Origin of the sequence: Ensifer adhaerens, from assembly GCF_028993555.1 — a bacterium.
Classification (GTDB): domain Bacteria; phylum Pseudomonadota; class Alphaproteobacteria; order Rhizobiales; family Rhizobiaceae; genus Ensifer; species Ensifer adhaerens_I.
The window spans coordinates 2,351,789-2,365,631 of sequence record NZ_CP118610.1 but is presented as its reverse complement, the minus strand read 5'-3'; the positions used below and the strand labels follow the sequence as shown (position 1 = coordinate 2,365,631).

At 64.1% G+C, this 13,843-nt stretch carries 13 protein-coding genes; 8 read left to right on the top strand and 5 right to left on the bottom strand.

Annotated elements, in window-relative coordinates:
• Position 1 precedes the first annotated feature (1 nt).
• The gene (locus PWG15_RS11605) at positions 2–1,408 is read right to left on the bottom strand and encodes an amidase (RefSeq protein WP_275019923.1); all 1,407 of its coding nucleotides are present in this window, start codon (positions 1,406–1,408) and stop codon (positions 2–4) included.
• 198 nt (positions 1,409–1,606) lie between these two features.
• Between PWG15_RS11605 and gcvA the strand changes: the two genes are divergently transcribed.
• Positions 1,607–2,503, top strand: a complete 897-nt coding sequence (gene gcvA / locus PWG15_RS11600) for a transcriptional regulator GcvA (protein WP_275019922.1) — start codon at positions 1,607–1,609, stop codon at positions 2,501–2,503.
• Here gcvA and PWG15_RS11595 read toward each other — a convergent pair.
• On the bottom strand, positions 2,491–3,384 hold the full coding sequence (locus PWG15_RS11595) for a LysR family transcriptional regulator (protein ID WP_275019921.1): 894 nt from the start codon (positions 3,382–3,384) through the stop codon (positions 2,491–2,493). The genes gcvA and PWG15_RS11595 overlap by 13 nt on opposite strands.
• A 135-nt stretch (positions 3,385–3,519) precedes the next feature.
• Here PWG15_RS11595 and PWG15_RS11590 point away from each other — a divergent pair, with 135 nt between their 5' ends.
• Genes PWG15_RS11590 through PWG15_RS11580 form a run of 3 tightly spaced genes read left to right on the top strand, consistent with a single transcriptional unit; the run spans position 3,520 to position 6,398 of the window.
• Positions 3,520–3,924 (top strand): (R)-mandelonitrile lyase, encoded by a 405-nt coding sequence (locus PWG15_RS11590; protein WP_275019920.1) that lies wholly within the window; start codon positions 3,520–3,522, stop codon positions 3,922–3,924.
• An 8-nt stretch (positions 3,925–3,932) separates the two neighbouring features.
• The gene (locus PWG15_RS11585) at positions 3,933–5,405 is read left to right on the top strand and encodes an MFS transporter (RefSeq protein WP_275019919.1); all 1,473 of its coding nucleotides are present in this window, start codon (positions 3,933–3,935) and stop codon (positions 5,403–5,405) included.
• 15 nt (positions 5,406–5,420) lie between these two features.
• Positions 5,421–6,398: an aldo/keto reductase gene (locus tag PWG15_RS11580; protein WP_275019918.1), complete on the top strand. Its 978-nt coding sequence runs from the start codon at positions 5,421–5,423 to the stop codon at positions 6,396–6,398.
• A 310-nt stretch (positions 6,399–6,708) separates the two neighbouring features.
• On the opposite strand, the gene PWG15_RS11575 is transcribed toward PWG15_RS11580, so the two are convergent.
• Positions 6,709–7,008: a hypothetical protein gene (locus PWG15_RS11575; RefSeq protein ID WP_275019917.1), complete on the bottom strand. Its 300-nt coding sequence runs from the start codon at positions 7,006–7,008 to the stop codon at positions 6,709–6,711.
• A 249-nt stretch (positions 7,009–7,257) separates the two neighbouring features.
• Here PWG15_RS11575 and panC point away from each other — a divergent pair, with 249 nt between their 5' ends.
• The 4 genes from panC to PWG15_RS11555 all read left to right on the top strand — a co-directional run bounded on the left by panC (position 7,258) and on the right by PWG15_RS11555 (position 10,198).
• A complete protein-coding gene (panC, locus tag PWG15_RS11570; protein ID WP_275019916.1) occupies positions 7,258–8,133 on the top strand; it encodes a pantoate--beta-alanine ligase in 876 nt (291 codons plus the stop codon).
• 1 nt (position 8,134) lies between these two features.
• Positions 8,135–8,956 (top strand): 3-methyl-2-oxobutanoate hydroxymethyltransferase, encoded by an 822-nt coding sequence (gene panB / locus PWG15_RS11565; protein WP_275019915.1) that lies wholly within the window; start codon positions 8,135–8,137, stop codon positions 8,954–8,956.
• A gap of 208 nt (positions 8,957–9,164) precedes the next feature.
• Complete coding sequence (locus tag PWG15_RS11560) at positions 9,165–9,881, top strand: AzlC family ABC transporter permease (RefSeq protein ID WP_275019914.1); 717 nt, start codon at positions 9,165–9,167, stop codon at positions 9,879–9,881.
• A 2-nt stretch (positions 9,882–9,883) separates the two neighbouring features.
• Complete coding sequence (locus tag PWG15_RS11555) at positions 9,884–10,198, top strand: branched-chain amino acid transport AzlD family protein (RefSeq protein WP_275019913.1); 315 nt, start codon at positions 9,884–9,886, stop codon at positions 10,196–10,198.
• Between the two features lie 78 nt (positions 10,199–10,276).
• Here the strand turns inward: PWG15_RS11555 and PWG15_RS11550 are convergent, their stop codons facing one another.
• Positions 10,277–12,112, bottom strand: a complete 1,836-nt coding sequence (locus PWG15_RS11550) for an aminopeptidase P family protein (RefSeq protein WP_275019912.1) — start codon at positions 12,110–12,112, stop codon at positions 10,277–10,279.
• Between the two features lie 744 nt (positions 12,113–12,856).
• Positions 12,857–13,732 (bottom strand): 50S ribosomal protein L11 methyltransferase, encoded by an 876-nt coding sequence (locus PWG15_RS11545; protein WP_275019911.1) that lies wholly within the window; start codon positions 13,730–13,732, stop codon positions 12,857–12,859.
• Positions 13,733–13,843: the final 111 nt, after the last annotated feature.

The following is a 13,843-nucleotide window of genomic DNA, read 5'->3' as shown; positions in this document are numbered from 1 at the left end:
GTCAGATCTCCGGATGGCGCTGATGCCAGGATGTTGCCGTTTGGAAGGCCGCGCCGCCCGCCACAAGGTTGGCCTCTTTCAGGCGCCCTGCGACAAGCTGAAGTCCGATCGGCATGCTGGTGTTGCTGAAGCCGCCGGGGAAGGTCAGCGTCGGGTGCCCGCTCATGTCGAACGGGCAGGTGTAGCGTTGCAGCCTGGTGATCAGTTCCGGCTGTTCGCCGAGTGTCGCGATGGTCTTGAGCGTCAGCGGCGCGAATGGCTGGACAGGGGTCAGCAGCAGGTCGATCGAGGAAAAGAGCGCGTCGACTTCACCGCGAAACGCCGCGCGCCGCAAAAGGATTTTCTGGTAGTCGATGCCGGAAAGCGCGCGGCCGGTTTCGATGACGCCGGCGAGCACCGCGCCATATTGTTCCCTGTGCGCCGCAAAACTCGTCTCGTGCGCAACAGCGGCTTCGACCGCGCAGTTCGATACCCAGTCGGCGACGATCTGGGGCACGTCGGGGAACCGGACTTCAAGAATCTGTGCGTCGAGATCTGCCAGGACGCGCAGGGCCTCCTGTAGGGCGGCCTGTGTTTCGGGATCGACGTCAGCGCTGTTCCACGCCTGGTCGATGCCCACTCTCAGACCACGCACGCCCATGTCGGCGGCGGCGCGATAGTCGGGAACCGAATCCTGAAGGGCGGTCGGGTCGCGCGGATCGCTGCCGGCGATCGCGGCAAGCATGGTGGCGGCATCGAGCGTATTGCGTGCCATGGTTCCGACGTGATCGAGCGAGGCGGCAAGCGCGAAGGTGCCGTGACGGCTGACGCGGCCCCAGGTCGGTTTCAGCCCGGTGACGCCGTTTGCCGCCGCCGGCCAGCGGATGGAGCCGCCGGTGTCGGAGGCGAGCGCGCCATAGCAAAGACCCGCCGCCGTTGCCACGCCCGAGCCGCTCGAAGAAATGCCCGGCCAATAGGCGCTGTCCCAGGGGTTTCTCGGAGGCGTCACCGAGGGGTGATGATCCGAATAGGCGCCTTCGGTCAGCTGCGTCTTGCCGATCAGTACTGCACCCGCTTCGCGCAGGCGCCGCACGACCGTTGCATCCTCACTTGGCACGAAAGCGCCGTGGACGGTGGTGCCTGCGGCCGTCGGCGCGCCCTTCAGCCAGAACAGATCCTTGACGGCGATCGGCACGCCGTGCAGCGGGCCGCGATGCCGCCCTGCGGCGATTTCCCTGTCTGCCTCATCGGCCTGCGCGCGGGCAGACGTGCCAAGCACGAGCGCGTAGCTGTTCAGATCCTTGTCGAGCGTAGCGATCCGCTGAAGCTGTGCTTCGACCACCTCTTTCGCGGTAACGGACCGCTCTCTGATCAAGGCTCCAACCTCTGTCAGGCCGAGATAGGCAAGGCTGGCGGCGTCGCTCTTCATGTCTGTCGTTCTCCTGGATGAACCGTTCACATCAGCGGGTTTACGCGTCTCAATCGCATCAGATTTGCTTATGTCGAACGTGAGTTCTGTCCGATGCAATGCGATTGCTTTCGATCGAATATCCCGGTTAGAATGACAAAGAACAAACCATAAATTCTGTGGAATTCGAGTTAGAATATCTAAATGATAGAGGCGAAGTTGCCCCCTCTGAATGCGCTGCGGGCGTTCGAAGCGGCCGCCCGTCATCTTTCGGTGAAGGACGCGGCCGGGGAGCTGTGCGTCACGCCGGGTGCGGTCAGCCAGATGCTGAAGGTGCTGGAGCAGCATCTCGGTGTGCGGCTGTTCGTCCGGGTGAACCGCGGCATCTTCCTGACTGATGCGGGGCGGGATTACCTGCCGCCGGTGCGCAACGCCTTTCGTCAGATTTCCGAGGCATCGAAGCGTGTCGTCGGTTCGGCGGACAGCGGCGTCCTTACCGTCAGCGCCACGTCGTTCTTTGCCTCCGCCTGGCTTGTGCCGCGCATGGCGTCATTTCGCGATGCGCATCCGCAGATCGATCTGCAGGTCGTCACCAGCAATGCGCTCGTCGATTTTTCGCGCGCCGGCGTCGACGTTGCTTTCCGCCATGGCTACGGTCACTACCCCGGGCTTCGCAGCGATCACGTTCTGGCGGTGGAAATGGTGCCTGTCGCCGCGCCTTTGCTGGTCGAGCGCCTGGGGCAGCCGGCAAGCCCTGCTGCGTTGGTGGCCTGGCCCAAGGTGCAGGACGCGGACAGGAAGGGGTGGAGCCTGTGGCTGCAGGCAAACAACCTGGCCGAGGCGACGCTGCCGACCGGACCTTCCTTCGATGATACGGCTCTGCTCCAGCAGGCGGTGCTTGCAGGTCTTGGCGCAGGCTTGCTTCCCGCCGCGATGGTGGCGCCGGAGATCGAAGCGGGGCGCCTGATCCAGTTGGCCGGCGAGACGCATATCGAGGCCTTTGCCTACTATCTCGTCTATCCGGAAGCAAATGCCGAGCAGCCGAAGATTGCAGCGTTTCGAGAGTGGGTTCTCGATGCCGTCCGATCGAGTGCTTCGAGCACTCACCCGCGATAGCGCAGCGCCTCGACCAGCACTGCAAAGGCGGGTGAGGACTGGCGGCGACTGGGGTAATAGAGGTGGTAGCCGGGAAACGGGTCGCACCAGTCTTCGAGCACCCGGATAAGGCGGCCGTCGGCGATGTGGGTGAGCGCCGTTTCCTCCGGCACGAAGGCAAGACCGAAGCCGGCGAGACAGGCGGTCAGCCGGTGCGACAGGCGACTGAACACAAGTTGTCCGTCGACACGGACTTTCAGTTCTCGACCCTCCTTTTCGAACTCCCAGGCATAGATGCCGCCATAGGTGGGCAGTCTCAGGTTGATGCAGCGGTGCTGCGTCAGGTCCTGGGGAACGACGGGCTTGGGATGTTCCGCGAAATATCCCGGCGTGCCGACGACGGCCATGCGCATGTCCGGCCCGATGCGCACGGCAATCATGTCCTTGGCGACCTGTTCGCCCAGCCGAACGCCGGCGTCATAGCGCTCGGCGACAATGTCGGTGAGGCCATAGTCGATGATGATCTCGACCTTGATATCAGGGTAATCGGGCAGCAGCTTTTCAAGCTTCGGCCAGAGAACGGTCTCGGCCGCGTGTTCCGCGGTGGTGATGCGCACCGTGCCTGCCGGCTTGTCCCTGATCTCGCTCAGCGCCGTCAGTTCGGTTTCCAGCTGCTCGAAATGCGGAACGAGAGTGGCAAGCAGCCGTTCACCGGCCTCGGTCGGAGAGACGCTGCGGGTGGTGCGGGTCAACAGTCGGACGCCAAGCCGGGCTTCGAGCGCACGCATGGTGTGGCTGAGGGCCGATTGTGAGACGCCGAGCTGGGCGGCGGCCCTCGTGAAGCTGCGCTCGCGCGCTACGGCCGAGAAGGCGAGGAGGTCGTTGATATTCTCGCGCAGCATTCATGAATCCTTCTCATAGGTCCATGCCGTTTATACCATCTAATCGCAGGCGGCGGCCATCGCTAGATTGTGCACAGCAACAGAACAGGTGGCGAACTGACAGGTCTGCGCCCCGGCTTGCCAAGGAGAGAATTCATGGAGATCAGAAGAAGCGGCTCGCAACCCTCGGCCAAAGGTCCGCAGGACTGGTTCAGCGGAACCGTGCGTATCGACCCGCTGTTTCCGGTGCGCGACCCTGCGCGCGCCGCCGGCAATGCCGTCACTTTCGAGCCCGGCGCCCGCACCGCCTGGCACACGCATCCGCTTGGCCAGGTGCTGATCGTCGTTTCCGGCTTCGGCCGCGTGCAGCGGGCGGGTGGGCCGATCGAGGAGATCCGGCCGGGTGACGTCGTCTGGTTCGAACCCGGCGAGAAGCACTGGCACGGCGCCGGTCCGACGACGGCCATGACCCATATCGCCATTCAGGAATCGCTCGACGGCAAGGCGGTCGACTGGATGGAGAAGGTAACGGACGCGCAGTATGGCGCGGAGGCGAAATAGGCACCGCCATGGACGTCACGTCGGTTAAGAACCTATCTACCCGCAAGACGGCGATCCTGGCGATCATCATCGTCAGTTACCTGATGATCGTGCTCGACATCTCGATCGTGATCACCGGCCTGCCGAAGATCCGCGACGAGCTGCAGTTCAGCGATGCCGGGCTTTCCTGGGTGCACAGCGCCTATACGCTGGCCTTCGGCGGCTTCCTTTTGCTCGGGGCGCGGGCCGGCGACATTCTCGGCCGGCGCCGCCTGTTCATGGCCGGGCTTGCGATCTTCACAGCCGCCTCCGTGGTGATCGGCTTTGCGCCATCGCCGGCGTGGATGCTTGGCGCACGCGCCGTGCAGGGCTTCGGTTCGGCAATCCTGGCGCCCGCCACGCTGGCGCTGATCCAGACGCATTTTGCCGAGGGACCGGAGCGCACGCGGGCGGTTGCCTATTACAGCTCGGTCGCCGGCATCGGCGCCAGCTTCGGCATGGTGCTTGGCGGACTGCTCGCCGGCTGGCTCAGCTGGCGGGTCGGCTTCTTCATCAACCTGCCGATCGGCATCGCCTTGATGCTCGCGGCGCGCAGGTATGTCGGCGAGACGGAGCGGCGCACCGGCGAATTCGATCTCGCCGGCGCGGTGAGTTCGACCCTCGGCATGACGGCGCTCGTCTATGGCATCGTGCGCTCGGCGGAGGAGGGGGCGCATGATCCGCTGACGCTCGCGGCCCTTGCGCTCGGCCTTCTGCTTCTTGCCGTCTTCGTCGTCAACGAGCGGCGCGCTCGGCAGCCGATCATGCCGCTGAGGCTCTTTGCCAGCCGCGAGCGGGTCGGGGCCTATCTGGCGCGGGTGTTGTTCCTGGCGGCGATGATCGGGTTCTTTTTCTTCTTCACCCAGTATCTGCAGGGCGTTCTTGACTTCGATCCGCTGGCCTCCGGGCTTGCCTTCATCCCGGCAACGCTCGTCAACTTCGTCGCGGCGATCTCGGTGCCGCGGCTCGTGCCTCGCTTCGGCAATCAGCGCCTGCTGGGCTTTGGTCTGATTTCGGCGCTGATCGGCATGCTGTGGATCAGCCAGATCTCGGCCGAGACCTCCTTTCTCCTCGGCATGGCACCGCCCTTGATGCTGATCGGGCTCGGCCAGGGCTTCACGCTGAGCCCGCTGACAGTTGCCGGCATTGCCGGTGTTGCGCCGGGAGACGCGGGGGCTGCCGGCGGTGTCGTCAACGTCGCCCACCAGCTCGGCAACTCGCTCGGCCTCAGCGTGCTGGTCGCCGTCGCAGCACGCGGCGCCGATGGACTTGCTGGCAGTGCCTTGCTCGCCCACCGGGTCGATAATGTCCTCATCGGCTGCACGATCCTGCTGGCGGCAGCACTTGCCGTCGTCGCGCTGATCGTTCGGCCACACACCGCAAGGCGGGTAGAGCGTCCGGCAACTGACCGTTCGCTCGCCTGCCAGAATTGCCGCTCGGTTTCGCAAGACCTCGCGGCCTGATCAAGGAGCATCACAATGCAGAAACGCAAGCTTGGAAAAAGCACTCTCGAAGTCTCGGCCATCGGCTTTGGCTGCATGGGCCTCAGCTACGGTTACGGTCCGGCGACGGAGCGCTCTGAGGCGATCAAGCTCATTCGCGCAGCCCATGAACTGGGCGTCACCTTCTTCGACAGCGCCGAGGCCTATACCGGCAACGAGGATCTGGTCGGCGAGGCGCTGGCGCCGATCCGCGGTGAGGTGGTGATCGCCACCAAGTTCGGCTTCGTCAACGGCGATGTCAGCCAGGGCATGGACAGCCGGCCGGAGCGCATCCGTGAAGTGGCCGAAACGGCGTTGAAGCGGCTGCGAACCGATCGGATCGATCTCTTCTACCAGCATCGCGTTGATCCCAACGTGCCGATTGAGGATGTCGCCGGCACGGTCAAGGAACTGATCGCCGAGGGCAAGGTCGGGCATTTCGGCATGTCGGAGGCGGGCGCCTCCTCGATCCGCCGCGCCCATGCGGTGCAGCCGGTGACGGCGTTGCAGAGCGAGTATTCGCTCTGGTGGCGGGAGCCGGAAGCCGAGATCCTGCCGCTGCTGGAAGAACTCGGCATCGGCTTCGTGCCCTTCAGCCCGCTCGGCAAGGGGTTCCTGACCGGCGCGATCAACGAGAACACGACCTTCGACCAAAGCGATTTCCGCATGATCGTGCCGCGGTTCTCAGCCGACGCGCGACGGGCCAACCAGGCTCTGGTCGATCTTTTGGGCGCGATTGCCGATGCCAAGGGCGTGACCAAGGCGCAGATCGCGCTTGCCTGGCTGCTGGCGCAAAGGCCCTGGATCGTGCCGATCCCGGGGACAACGAAGCGGCATCGGCTGGAGGAAAACCTGGGGGCGGCTGGTGTCACCCTCACGGCCGAGGAACTGGGCGATATCCAGACCGCGCTTTCCGCCGTCGAGGTGCAGGGCGCCCGCTATCCGCAGCACCTGCAGCAGCGGGTCGGGAAGTAGGCCGAGAACTAGGGGCTGCGGATTGTTGAACTGGCGCCCCCTTCCTCGGCGAAGAGGGGGATCTGGGCCGGTAGCATCCTCCCCCATTCCTGTGCTCGTCACGGGAATCTCTAGCAGTTCCGTTGGAGCTGCGGAGTCAGCCCAAGTCCTTGGGCTGAGAGGTCCTTTGACCCGACCGACGTCGGGTCGCTGGATCCCCGCCATGAGGGCGAGGATGAGGGGAGAAGGAGGCGCCATTAGCGCCAAGCAGCCATCGTGGGGGCTTTGGGAGAGGCGCTTGGTAGAAGGGAAGTACCTCGCGCCTTGCCAGTTACTTCAGCGTGCAGACACCATTGGCGCCGCCCTTGCCGGTGTAGGACACGCTGGGCGAGCCATCCGGATTGATGCTCAGCGATATGGTGACGCCGGCGCCATGCACCTCGTAATAGTTCTCGTTGAACACCTTCAGCTTGGCTTCCTTGCCATTGATATAGACCGGGCCACCTTCGTCGGCGTGGACCTCGATCTTGCCGGGGCAGCTGGCGTTGATGAGCGGGATCTTCGCTTCGGCCGCACCAGCAAAAGCCAGTGCCGCGACCACGATGCCAAACAGGCGCAGTGCGGTTTTCATCTCGGTCTCCAGCGTGGGTTGCAATCGTGTCGCCGGACCACCGTGACAGGCCGCAGAGCGAAGTCAAGCGCGACCAGGCGTCATCAAGCTGTCATCAATCCGATTGTTTTTTTGCGCTGCACAAGATAGAGGATTGCAGCCGAATTTTGTGCAAATGCCTTTTCTCGGAGCAGGGTCGTCGCTGTCCCCGAGGGTAGCGCGCCAGCATCCCCAAAGGGCAGGCGCCGGCGCGGATTGGAGGGTCCGGAGATGAAGACTTTCACCACGATAACCGAGCTACGCGCAGCGCTTGCCGAACACAGGCGGGCGGGCAAGACGGTCGGTTTCGTGCCGACCATGGGCTATCTGCATGTCGGCCATATGGAGCTGATGCGGCGTGCGCGCGAGGAAAACGACGTCGTCGTTGCCAGCATCTTCGTCAACCCGCTGCAGTTCGGCGCCAACGAAGACCTCTCCAAGTATCCGCGCGACCTCGCCCGCGACCAGGCTATGCTCGAAGCGGGGAACGTCGACTATCTCTTCGCGCCTGGCGTTGCCGACATGTATCCGCGGCCGATGGAAACGGTCGTCGACGTGCCGACGCTTGGCAGCGAGCTCGAAGGCTCGGTCCGTCCTGGCCATTTCGCCGGTGTTGCTACCGTCGTCACCAAGCTTTTCAACATCGTCCAGCCGGGGCGCGCCTATTTCGGCGAGAAGGATTTCCAGCAGCTGCAGATCATCCGCCGCATGGTGGAAGACCTTGCCCAGCCGGTCACCGTCATCGGCGTGCCGACGGTGCGCGAGGCCGATGGCCTGGCCTGCTCGTCGCGCAATGTCTATCTCTCGGCCGACGAGCGCCGCGCCGCGGCGATCGTGCCGATGGCGCTCGACGAAGCTGCGCGTCTCGTCGCATCCGGCATCAGCGACGTGGCGGCGCTTGAAAAGGCCGTCACCGAGTTTCTGGCAAGCGAGCCGCTGGCCAAGCCCGAGGTCGTTGCCGTGCGCGATCCCGAGACTCTGGAAACGATCGAGACCATCGGCGACCGACCGGTTCTGCTCCTGCTCTTCGTCCGCTTCGGCACGACCAAGCTGCTCGACAACCGCGTGATCGCCCCGAAATCCGCGTTCCTTTCAAAGGTTGCCTGACATGAGCGTGCAGACCGCCAAGCGTCGCCTCAGCCCTGCCAATATCGAAGCGCTGAAGGGCGAACGCCCGATCGTCAGCCTCACCGCCTATACGACGCCGATCGCAAGGCTGCTCGATCCGCATGTGGACTTTCTGCTGGTCGGCGATTCCGTCGGCATGGTGCTCTACGGTCTCGACACGACGGTCGGCGTGACGCTCGAGATGATGATCGCCCATGGCCAGGCGGTCATGCGCGGGGCGGAGCGCGCTTGCGTCGTCGTCGACATGCCCTTCGGCTCCTATCAGGAATCGAAGGAACAGGCGTTCCGCAGTGCCGCGCGCATTCTGAAGGAAACCGGCTGCAGTGCGGTGAAGCTCGAAGGCGGCGCGGAGATGGCTGAGACGGTCGAGTTCCTCGTCAGCCGCGGCATTCCAGTTTTGGGTCATGTCGGCCTGATGCCGCAGCTGGTCAATACGACCGGCGGCTACCGCTCGGTTGGCCGCAACGACAAGGAAGTGGCCAAGATCCGCCGCGACGCCAAGGCGATCGACGATGCCGGAGCGTTCGGCATCGTCATCGAGGGCACGGTCGAGCCGGTCGCCCGCGAGATCACCGCGGAACTCCGCTCGCCGACGATCGGCATCGGCGCGTCGCCGGCCTGCGATGGCCAGATCCTCGTCTCCGACGACATGCTCGGCCTCTTCAACGACTTCAAGCCGCGCTTCGTCAAGCACTTCGCCGAACTCGCGCCGGCGATCTCCAGGGCGGCCGAGGACTATGCCAACGAAGTGAAGGCGCGCACCTTCCCCGGCATCGAGCACACGTTCCAAGTCAAGAAGTAGGACGCCAGTCCGGCCGGCCGTTGAAATTTACAGACAAGGCGCACCGGTTTTCCCGATCGGTGCGCCTTTTGTTCAAGCCTCGTTCGCCAAGGCATCATAAAATTCAATCAATGTATCAGCGCATTTGAATTGTTGCCGGGGGCGCAAGCGCCTATCAGTCCGGCACCGGCCGCATAGCGCTTCATCGCCTCGGCCGGCGGAGGTTTCCATGACAAAAAACGATTTCTGGGAAGGCGTACGCGGCGGCTTTCCCATCATGCTCGCGGCGTCGCCCTTTGGCGCGCTCTTCGGAGCGCTTGCGGTCGACAACGGCTTCACCATTGCCGACGCGGTATTCATGAGCGCGACCGTCTATGCCGGCGCCAGCCAGATGGTCGGCATCGAGCTTTTCGGCAACCATGTCCAGCCCTGGCTGGTGGTGCTCTCGGTCTTTGCCGTCAACTTCCGCCACGTGCTCTATTCGGCGTCGATCGCCAAATATGTCCGGCACTTCACCTTCGGGCAAAAATTCCTCGCCTTCTTCCTGCTGGTCGATCCGCAATATGCCGAGACCGAAAAACGCGGCGAGCGCGGCCTGCCGATCACCTTTGCCTGGTATCTCGGCTTCGGCCTCGTCATCTACATTCCCTGGATCATCAACACGCTGGTCGGCGCGATCTTCGGGCAGATGATCGGCGATCCCAAGGCGATCGGTCTCGACGTGCTTCTGCCAGTCTATTTCATGGGGCTGGTCATGGGCTTCCGCAAGCGTGACCGCTTCCTGCCGATCGTCACCGTCTCGGGACTCGCCTCCGTCGCCGGTATGCATTTCGTCGGCTCGCCCTGGCATGTGAGCATCGGCGCGCTTGCCGGCATCCTGCTTGCCGCCTGCCTGCCGCCGACCAATCAGGCACCGGCGCCGACCGGCGTCCAAAAGGAGGCGTGAGCATGGATCCGCAACACCTCAACCTCATCTACCTGATCATCGCGGCGGCAGCTGCGACCTTCCTGACGCGCGTCGGCGGCTACATCCTGATCACCCAGATGAAGCAGATTCCGCCGCGACTGGAAGCAGCCCTCAACGCCGTTCCGGCGGCGGTCCTGACGACGCTGGTCGCACCCGCCTTCGTCTATGGTGGGCTCGACGTGACAATCGCCATGTTCGTCGCCTTCGCCGTTGCGCTCGGCCTCAACCTCTCGACGCTGCGCATGCTTGTCATCGGCTGGGTGGTGGTGATGGTGATCCGCCACGTGGTGATGTGAACCACACGCATCAGACCGGAAATGCAAAACGCCGCGCCCTCAAGAGCGCGGCGTTTTCATTTCAGCGTCCTGCCTGACTCAGCGTGAAAGCGCTTCCGTTGCGGCCTTCAGCCAGTTGCGGGTTTCGTCGCTCGCGAGAAGCGGCAGCAGCTTTTCGCGCGTCTCGGCATGGTAGGCGTTGAGCCAGCCGAGTTCCTCGTCGGTCAGAAGCGCCGGCAGCACCAGACGGCGGTCGATCGGGCAGAAGGTCAACGTGTCGAAGCCGAGCATCGGCAGATCGCCGCCGTCGACCATTGCCGGGTCCTGCACCACAACGAGGTTCTCGATGCGGATGCCGAAGGCGCCGGGGCGGTAGTAGCCGGGCTCGTTGGAGAGAATCATGCCGGGCAGCAGCTCCTGGGTCGAAAGCCGCGCGATGCGCTGCGGGCCCTCATGCACCGAGAGATAGGAACCGACGCCGTGGCCGGTGCCGTGGGCGTAGTCGGCACCTGCCTTCCAGAGCGCGATGCGGGCGAGCGGATCGAGATCGACACCGCGCGAACCCTTCGGGAAGCGAGCCAGGCTGATGGCGATCATGCCCTTCAGCACCAAAGTGAAGAAGCGCTTCTGCTCTTCCGGTACGGCTCCAATTGCCACCGTGCGGGTGATGTCGGTGGTGCCGTTGATGTACTGCGCGCCGGAATCGATCAGGAACATGGTGCCGGCTTCGATCGGCTGGTCGGTGGCGGTCGTCACGCGGTAGTGCATGATTGCCGCATGCGCGCCGGCGCCGGAAATCGTGTCGAAAGAGATATCCTTCAGCGGGTTCTGCATGCGCTCGCCGACGGTGGCGCGGGCGGCTTCCAGCTGGTTGGTGGCGGCAATCTCGGTGACGGTGCCCGGCTGCTGGCTATCGAGCCAGGCGAGGAACTCGACCATGGCGGCGCCATCCTGCAGGTGGGCGCGGGTCGAGCCTTCGATCTCGGCCTTGTTCTTCTGGGCACGGGGCAGGCGGGCAGGATCGACCGCTTCGACCACCTTTCCGCCCTTTGAACGGATGAGCTCGGAGATGGCGAAAGAGGCGAGGTCCGGATCGAGCATGACCGCGGCGCCGGCGGCACCGAGTGCTGCCAGGCGATCGTCGAAGGTCGAGGGCGCGACGATCTCGGCGATCTGGGTGAGATAGGCTTCCTGCTCGATGCCGGTCTTGCGTTTGTCGAGGAAGATCTCGGCGCGGCCGTCGGCATGGATGATGGCGCGGGCGAGCGGATGCGGCGTGTGCGGCACGTCGCTGCCGCGGATGTTGAAGGTCCAGGCGACCGAGGAGGGGTCGGTCAGCACCACGGCGCTGGCATCGGCCTTGGAAAGGCCCGATGCGATTCTTGCGATCTTGTCCTTTGCGAGTTCGCCGGCATGCTCGATCGGCTGGATGGCGACCTTGCCGAGCGGGGCGGCCGGACGGTTCGCCCAGATCTTGTCGAGCGGGTTATGGTCGAGGAAGACGAGCGAGCCGCCAATGACCGCCAGCGCCTTTTCCAGCCTGCGGACTTCGGCGCCGGTGTGCAGCCAGGGATCGATGCCGAGCTTGAAGCCTTTGGCCGCATGGTTTTCGAGCCAGAGATGCGGCGGCTCGCCAATGAGATCGCCACCGGTGAAGACTTGGCCGTCGACCTGTTCCTTCAACTGGGTGACGTAACGTCCGTCGACGAACACCACGGCCTCACGGCGGGTAACGAGCGCGACACCGGCCGAGCCGGTAAAGCCGGTCAGCCAGGACAGGCGCTCGGACGAAGCGGGCACGTACTCGCCCTGGAACTCGTCGGCGCGCGGTACGAGAAAGCCGTCGATGCCGAGAGCTGCGAAGGACGCGCGCAGGGCTTCGGTGCGCTCCTTGCCGAACTGCGGCGTGGAGGTGACTTCAAAAGACTGAAACATGAGGGAATTCCGGTAGAGTGAGCGGTAGACCGCGGGAAAGACATGGGCCCATGTTAGCGGAAATCGCCCTTGCCGGGAAAGAGGCGATATCCTGCGATCCCATACGCAGTGACGCTTCTGGTTGCAGTGCGATGAGAGGGCAATTGCCCATCTATCATACATATGCGCTCAGCGCATGGCACCCATGCCAAGAAAACCCTTTCTCTATCGGAATAATAGTTTATAAGCCGCCTCAACGAACACGGACGAACATCCGGTGGTTCAAAAAGCTGCGGTTCCGAGAATAGTTGGTCACTCTGTTCTCCTCCTCCCTCAAGGGTGGTCAGCTTCGGAACAGTAGACGCCCGCTCGAGCACTCCTCCTCCTCAGGCTCGCGGGCATGGTTGGCCAAAAGCCAGCCAGCAGGCGATGCCCTTGGCATCGCCTTTGTTTCGAAAGGCCGCCCGTCATGATAGACGTGGCGGCCTTTCGTTTTCCGGATTTGTTTTGGTTTCTGTTAGCGTCAGCTGCATTCCAAAAGATTGCCCCTCACCCTAACCCTCTCCCCGCAGGCGGCCGAGACGACCTGCCCGACGGCAACGTCGGGGGGCGGCGCCTGATCTGTGGGTGGCGCGTTGCCACGCGTCGCTTCTCCCCACGGGCGGGGAGAAGGTGCCGGCAGGCGGACGAGGGGGCTGTCTCTTCAGTGAGGAAGATCAGGTCGGGTTGTCCCGGACGGCGGGGTCTGCTGCGCCGGACCCGCCCTCACTTCTCCAGGTGGATCGTCACCCAGCCGTTGCGCCAGATGGTGCGCACGTGGCGAAGGTGCTGGCCGTTGTAGTGGGCGAGCACCTTCCAGCGCTGTTCGGCGAGAATGCCCGAGAGAATGACCGAGCCGCCGGCAGCGAGGTTGGCGACGAGCTGCGGCGCCATCTTCATCAAGGGCCGCGCGAGGATGTTGGCGATGATGAGGTCGAACGGGCCGTTGGTGCTGAAGGCGGTCGAATGGAAGCCCGGCGCGGTGGCAAAGGTCATGCCGGTGACGACGCCGTTGACCCGGGCGTTTTCTTCGGCGACGCGGGTGGCGATCGGGTCGATGTCGGTGGCAAGCACCGGCACGTGCATCAGCTTCCAGGCGGCAATCGCCAGCACGCCGCTGCCGGTGCCGAGGTCGAGCACGTTACGCACGGTGCGGGTGCGGGCAACGGAGGCGAGCACCTCGAGGCAGCCCGCAGTCGTGCCGTGATGGCCGGTGCCGAAGGCCTGGCCGGCGTCGATTTCGATGGCGATCTCGCCGGTCTTCACCTTGTCGCGGTCATGCGAGCCGTGCACGACGAAGCGGCCGGCGCGCACTGGCGCCAGGCCTTCCAGCGACTTGGCGATCCAGTCGATGTCCGGCAGCACTTCGCGCTCGATCGGAAGATGGGCGAAGTCTGCGGCAAGCGCCTCGGTGAGGCGTTCGCTCACACCCGCCTCGTCGATGATCATCATATAGATCGAGGCTTCCCAGACGTCGCGCTTCTCGTCGACTTCCGTCGTGCCGATGGCAAAGTCCTCTTCGCCGAAGACCTCGCTCAGGCGGTCGAGTACGGCTTCCGCCTGCTTCTCGGTGGTGGTGACGAAAAGTCTGATCTCGCTCAAGGCTCTGTCCTTCGGCTGGCAAATCCGCCGCCCGCATCAGGCCGCCATGGCGGTGCGTCGGGCACGGCAATCGTGCGCTGTGCGCTATCACGATTGCCCCACAAAGGCAAA

Excerpts from the sequence above, each read along its gene's own strand:
- PWG15_RS11605 (WP_275019923.1), bottom strand. The coding sequence starts at position 1,408 with ATGAAGAGCGACGCCGCCAGCCTTGCCTATCTCGGCCTGACAGAGGTT.
- PWG15_RS11595 (WP_275019921.1), bottom strand. The coding sequence starts at position 3,384 with ATGCTGCGCGAGAATATCAACGACCTCCTCGCCTTCTCGGCCGTAGCG.
- PWG15_RS11590 (WP_275019920.1), top strand. The coding sequence starts at position 3,520 with ATGGAGATCAGAAGAAGCGGCTCGCAACCCTCGGCCAAAGGTCCGCAG.
- PWG15_RS11585 (WP_275019919.1), top strand. The coding sequence starts at position 3,933 with ATGGACGTCACGTCGGTTAAGAACCTATCTACCCGCAAGACGGCGATC.
- PWG15_RS11580 (WP_275019918.1), top strand. The coding sequence starts at position 5,421 with ATGCAGAAACGCAAGCTTGGAAAAAGCACTCTCGAAGTCTCGGCCATC.
- PWG15_RS11575 (WP_275019917.1), bottom strand. The coding sequence starts at position 7,008 with ATGAAAACCGCACTGCGCCTGTTTGGCATCGTGGTCGCGGCACTGGCT.
- panC (WP_275019916.1), top strand. The coding sequence starts at position 7,258 with ATGAAGACTTTCACCACGATAACCGAGCTACGCGCAGCGCTTGCCGAA.
- panB (WP_275019915.1), top strand. The coding sequence starts at position 8,135 with ATGAGCGTGCAGACCGCCAAGCGTCGCCTCAGCCCTGCCAATATCGAA.
- PWG15_RS11560 (WP_275019914.1), top strand. The coding sequence starts at position 9,165 with ATGACAAAAAACGATTTCTGGGAAGGCGTACGCGGCGGCTTTCCCATC.
- PWG15_RS11555 (WP_275019913.1), top strand. The coding sequence starts at position 9,884 with ATGGATCCGCAACACCTCAACCTCATCTACCTGATCATCGCGGCGGCA.
- PWG15_RS11550 (WP_275019912.1), bottom strand. The coding sequence starts at position 12,112 with ATGTTTCAGTCTTTTGAAGTCACCTCCACGCCGCAGTTCGGCAAGGAG.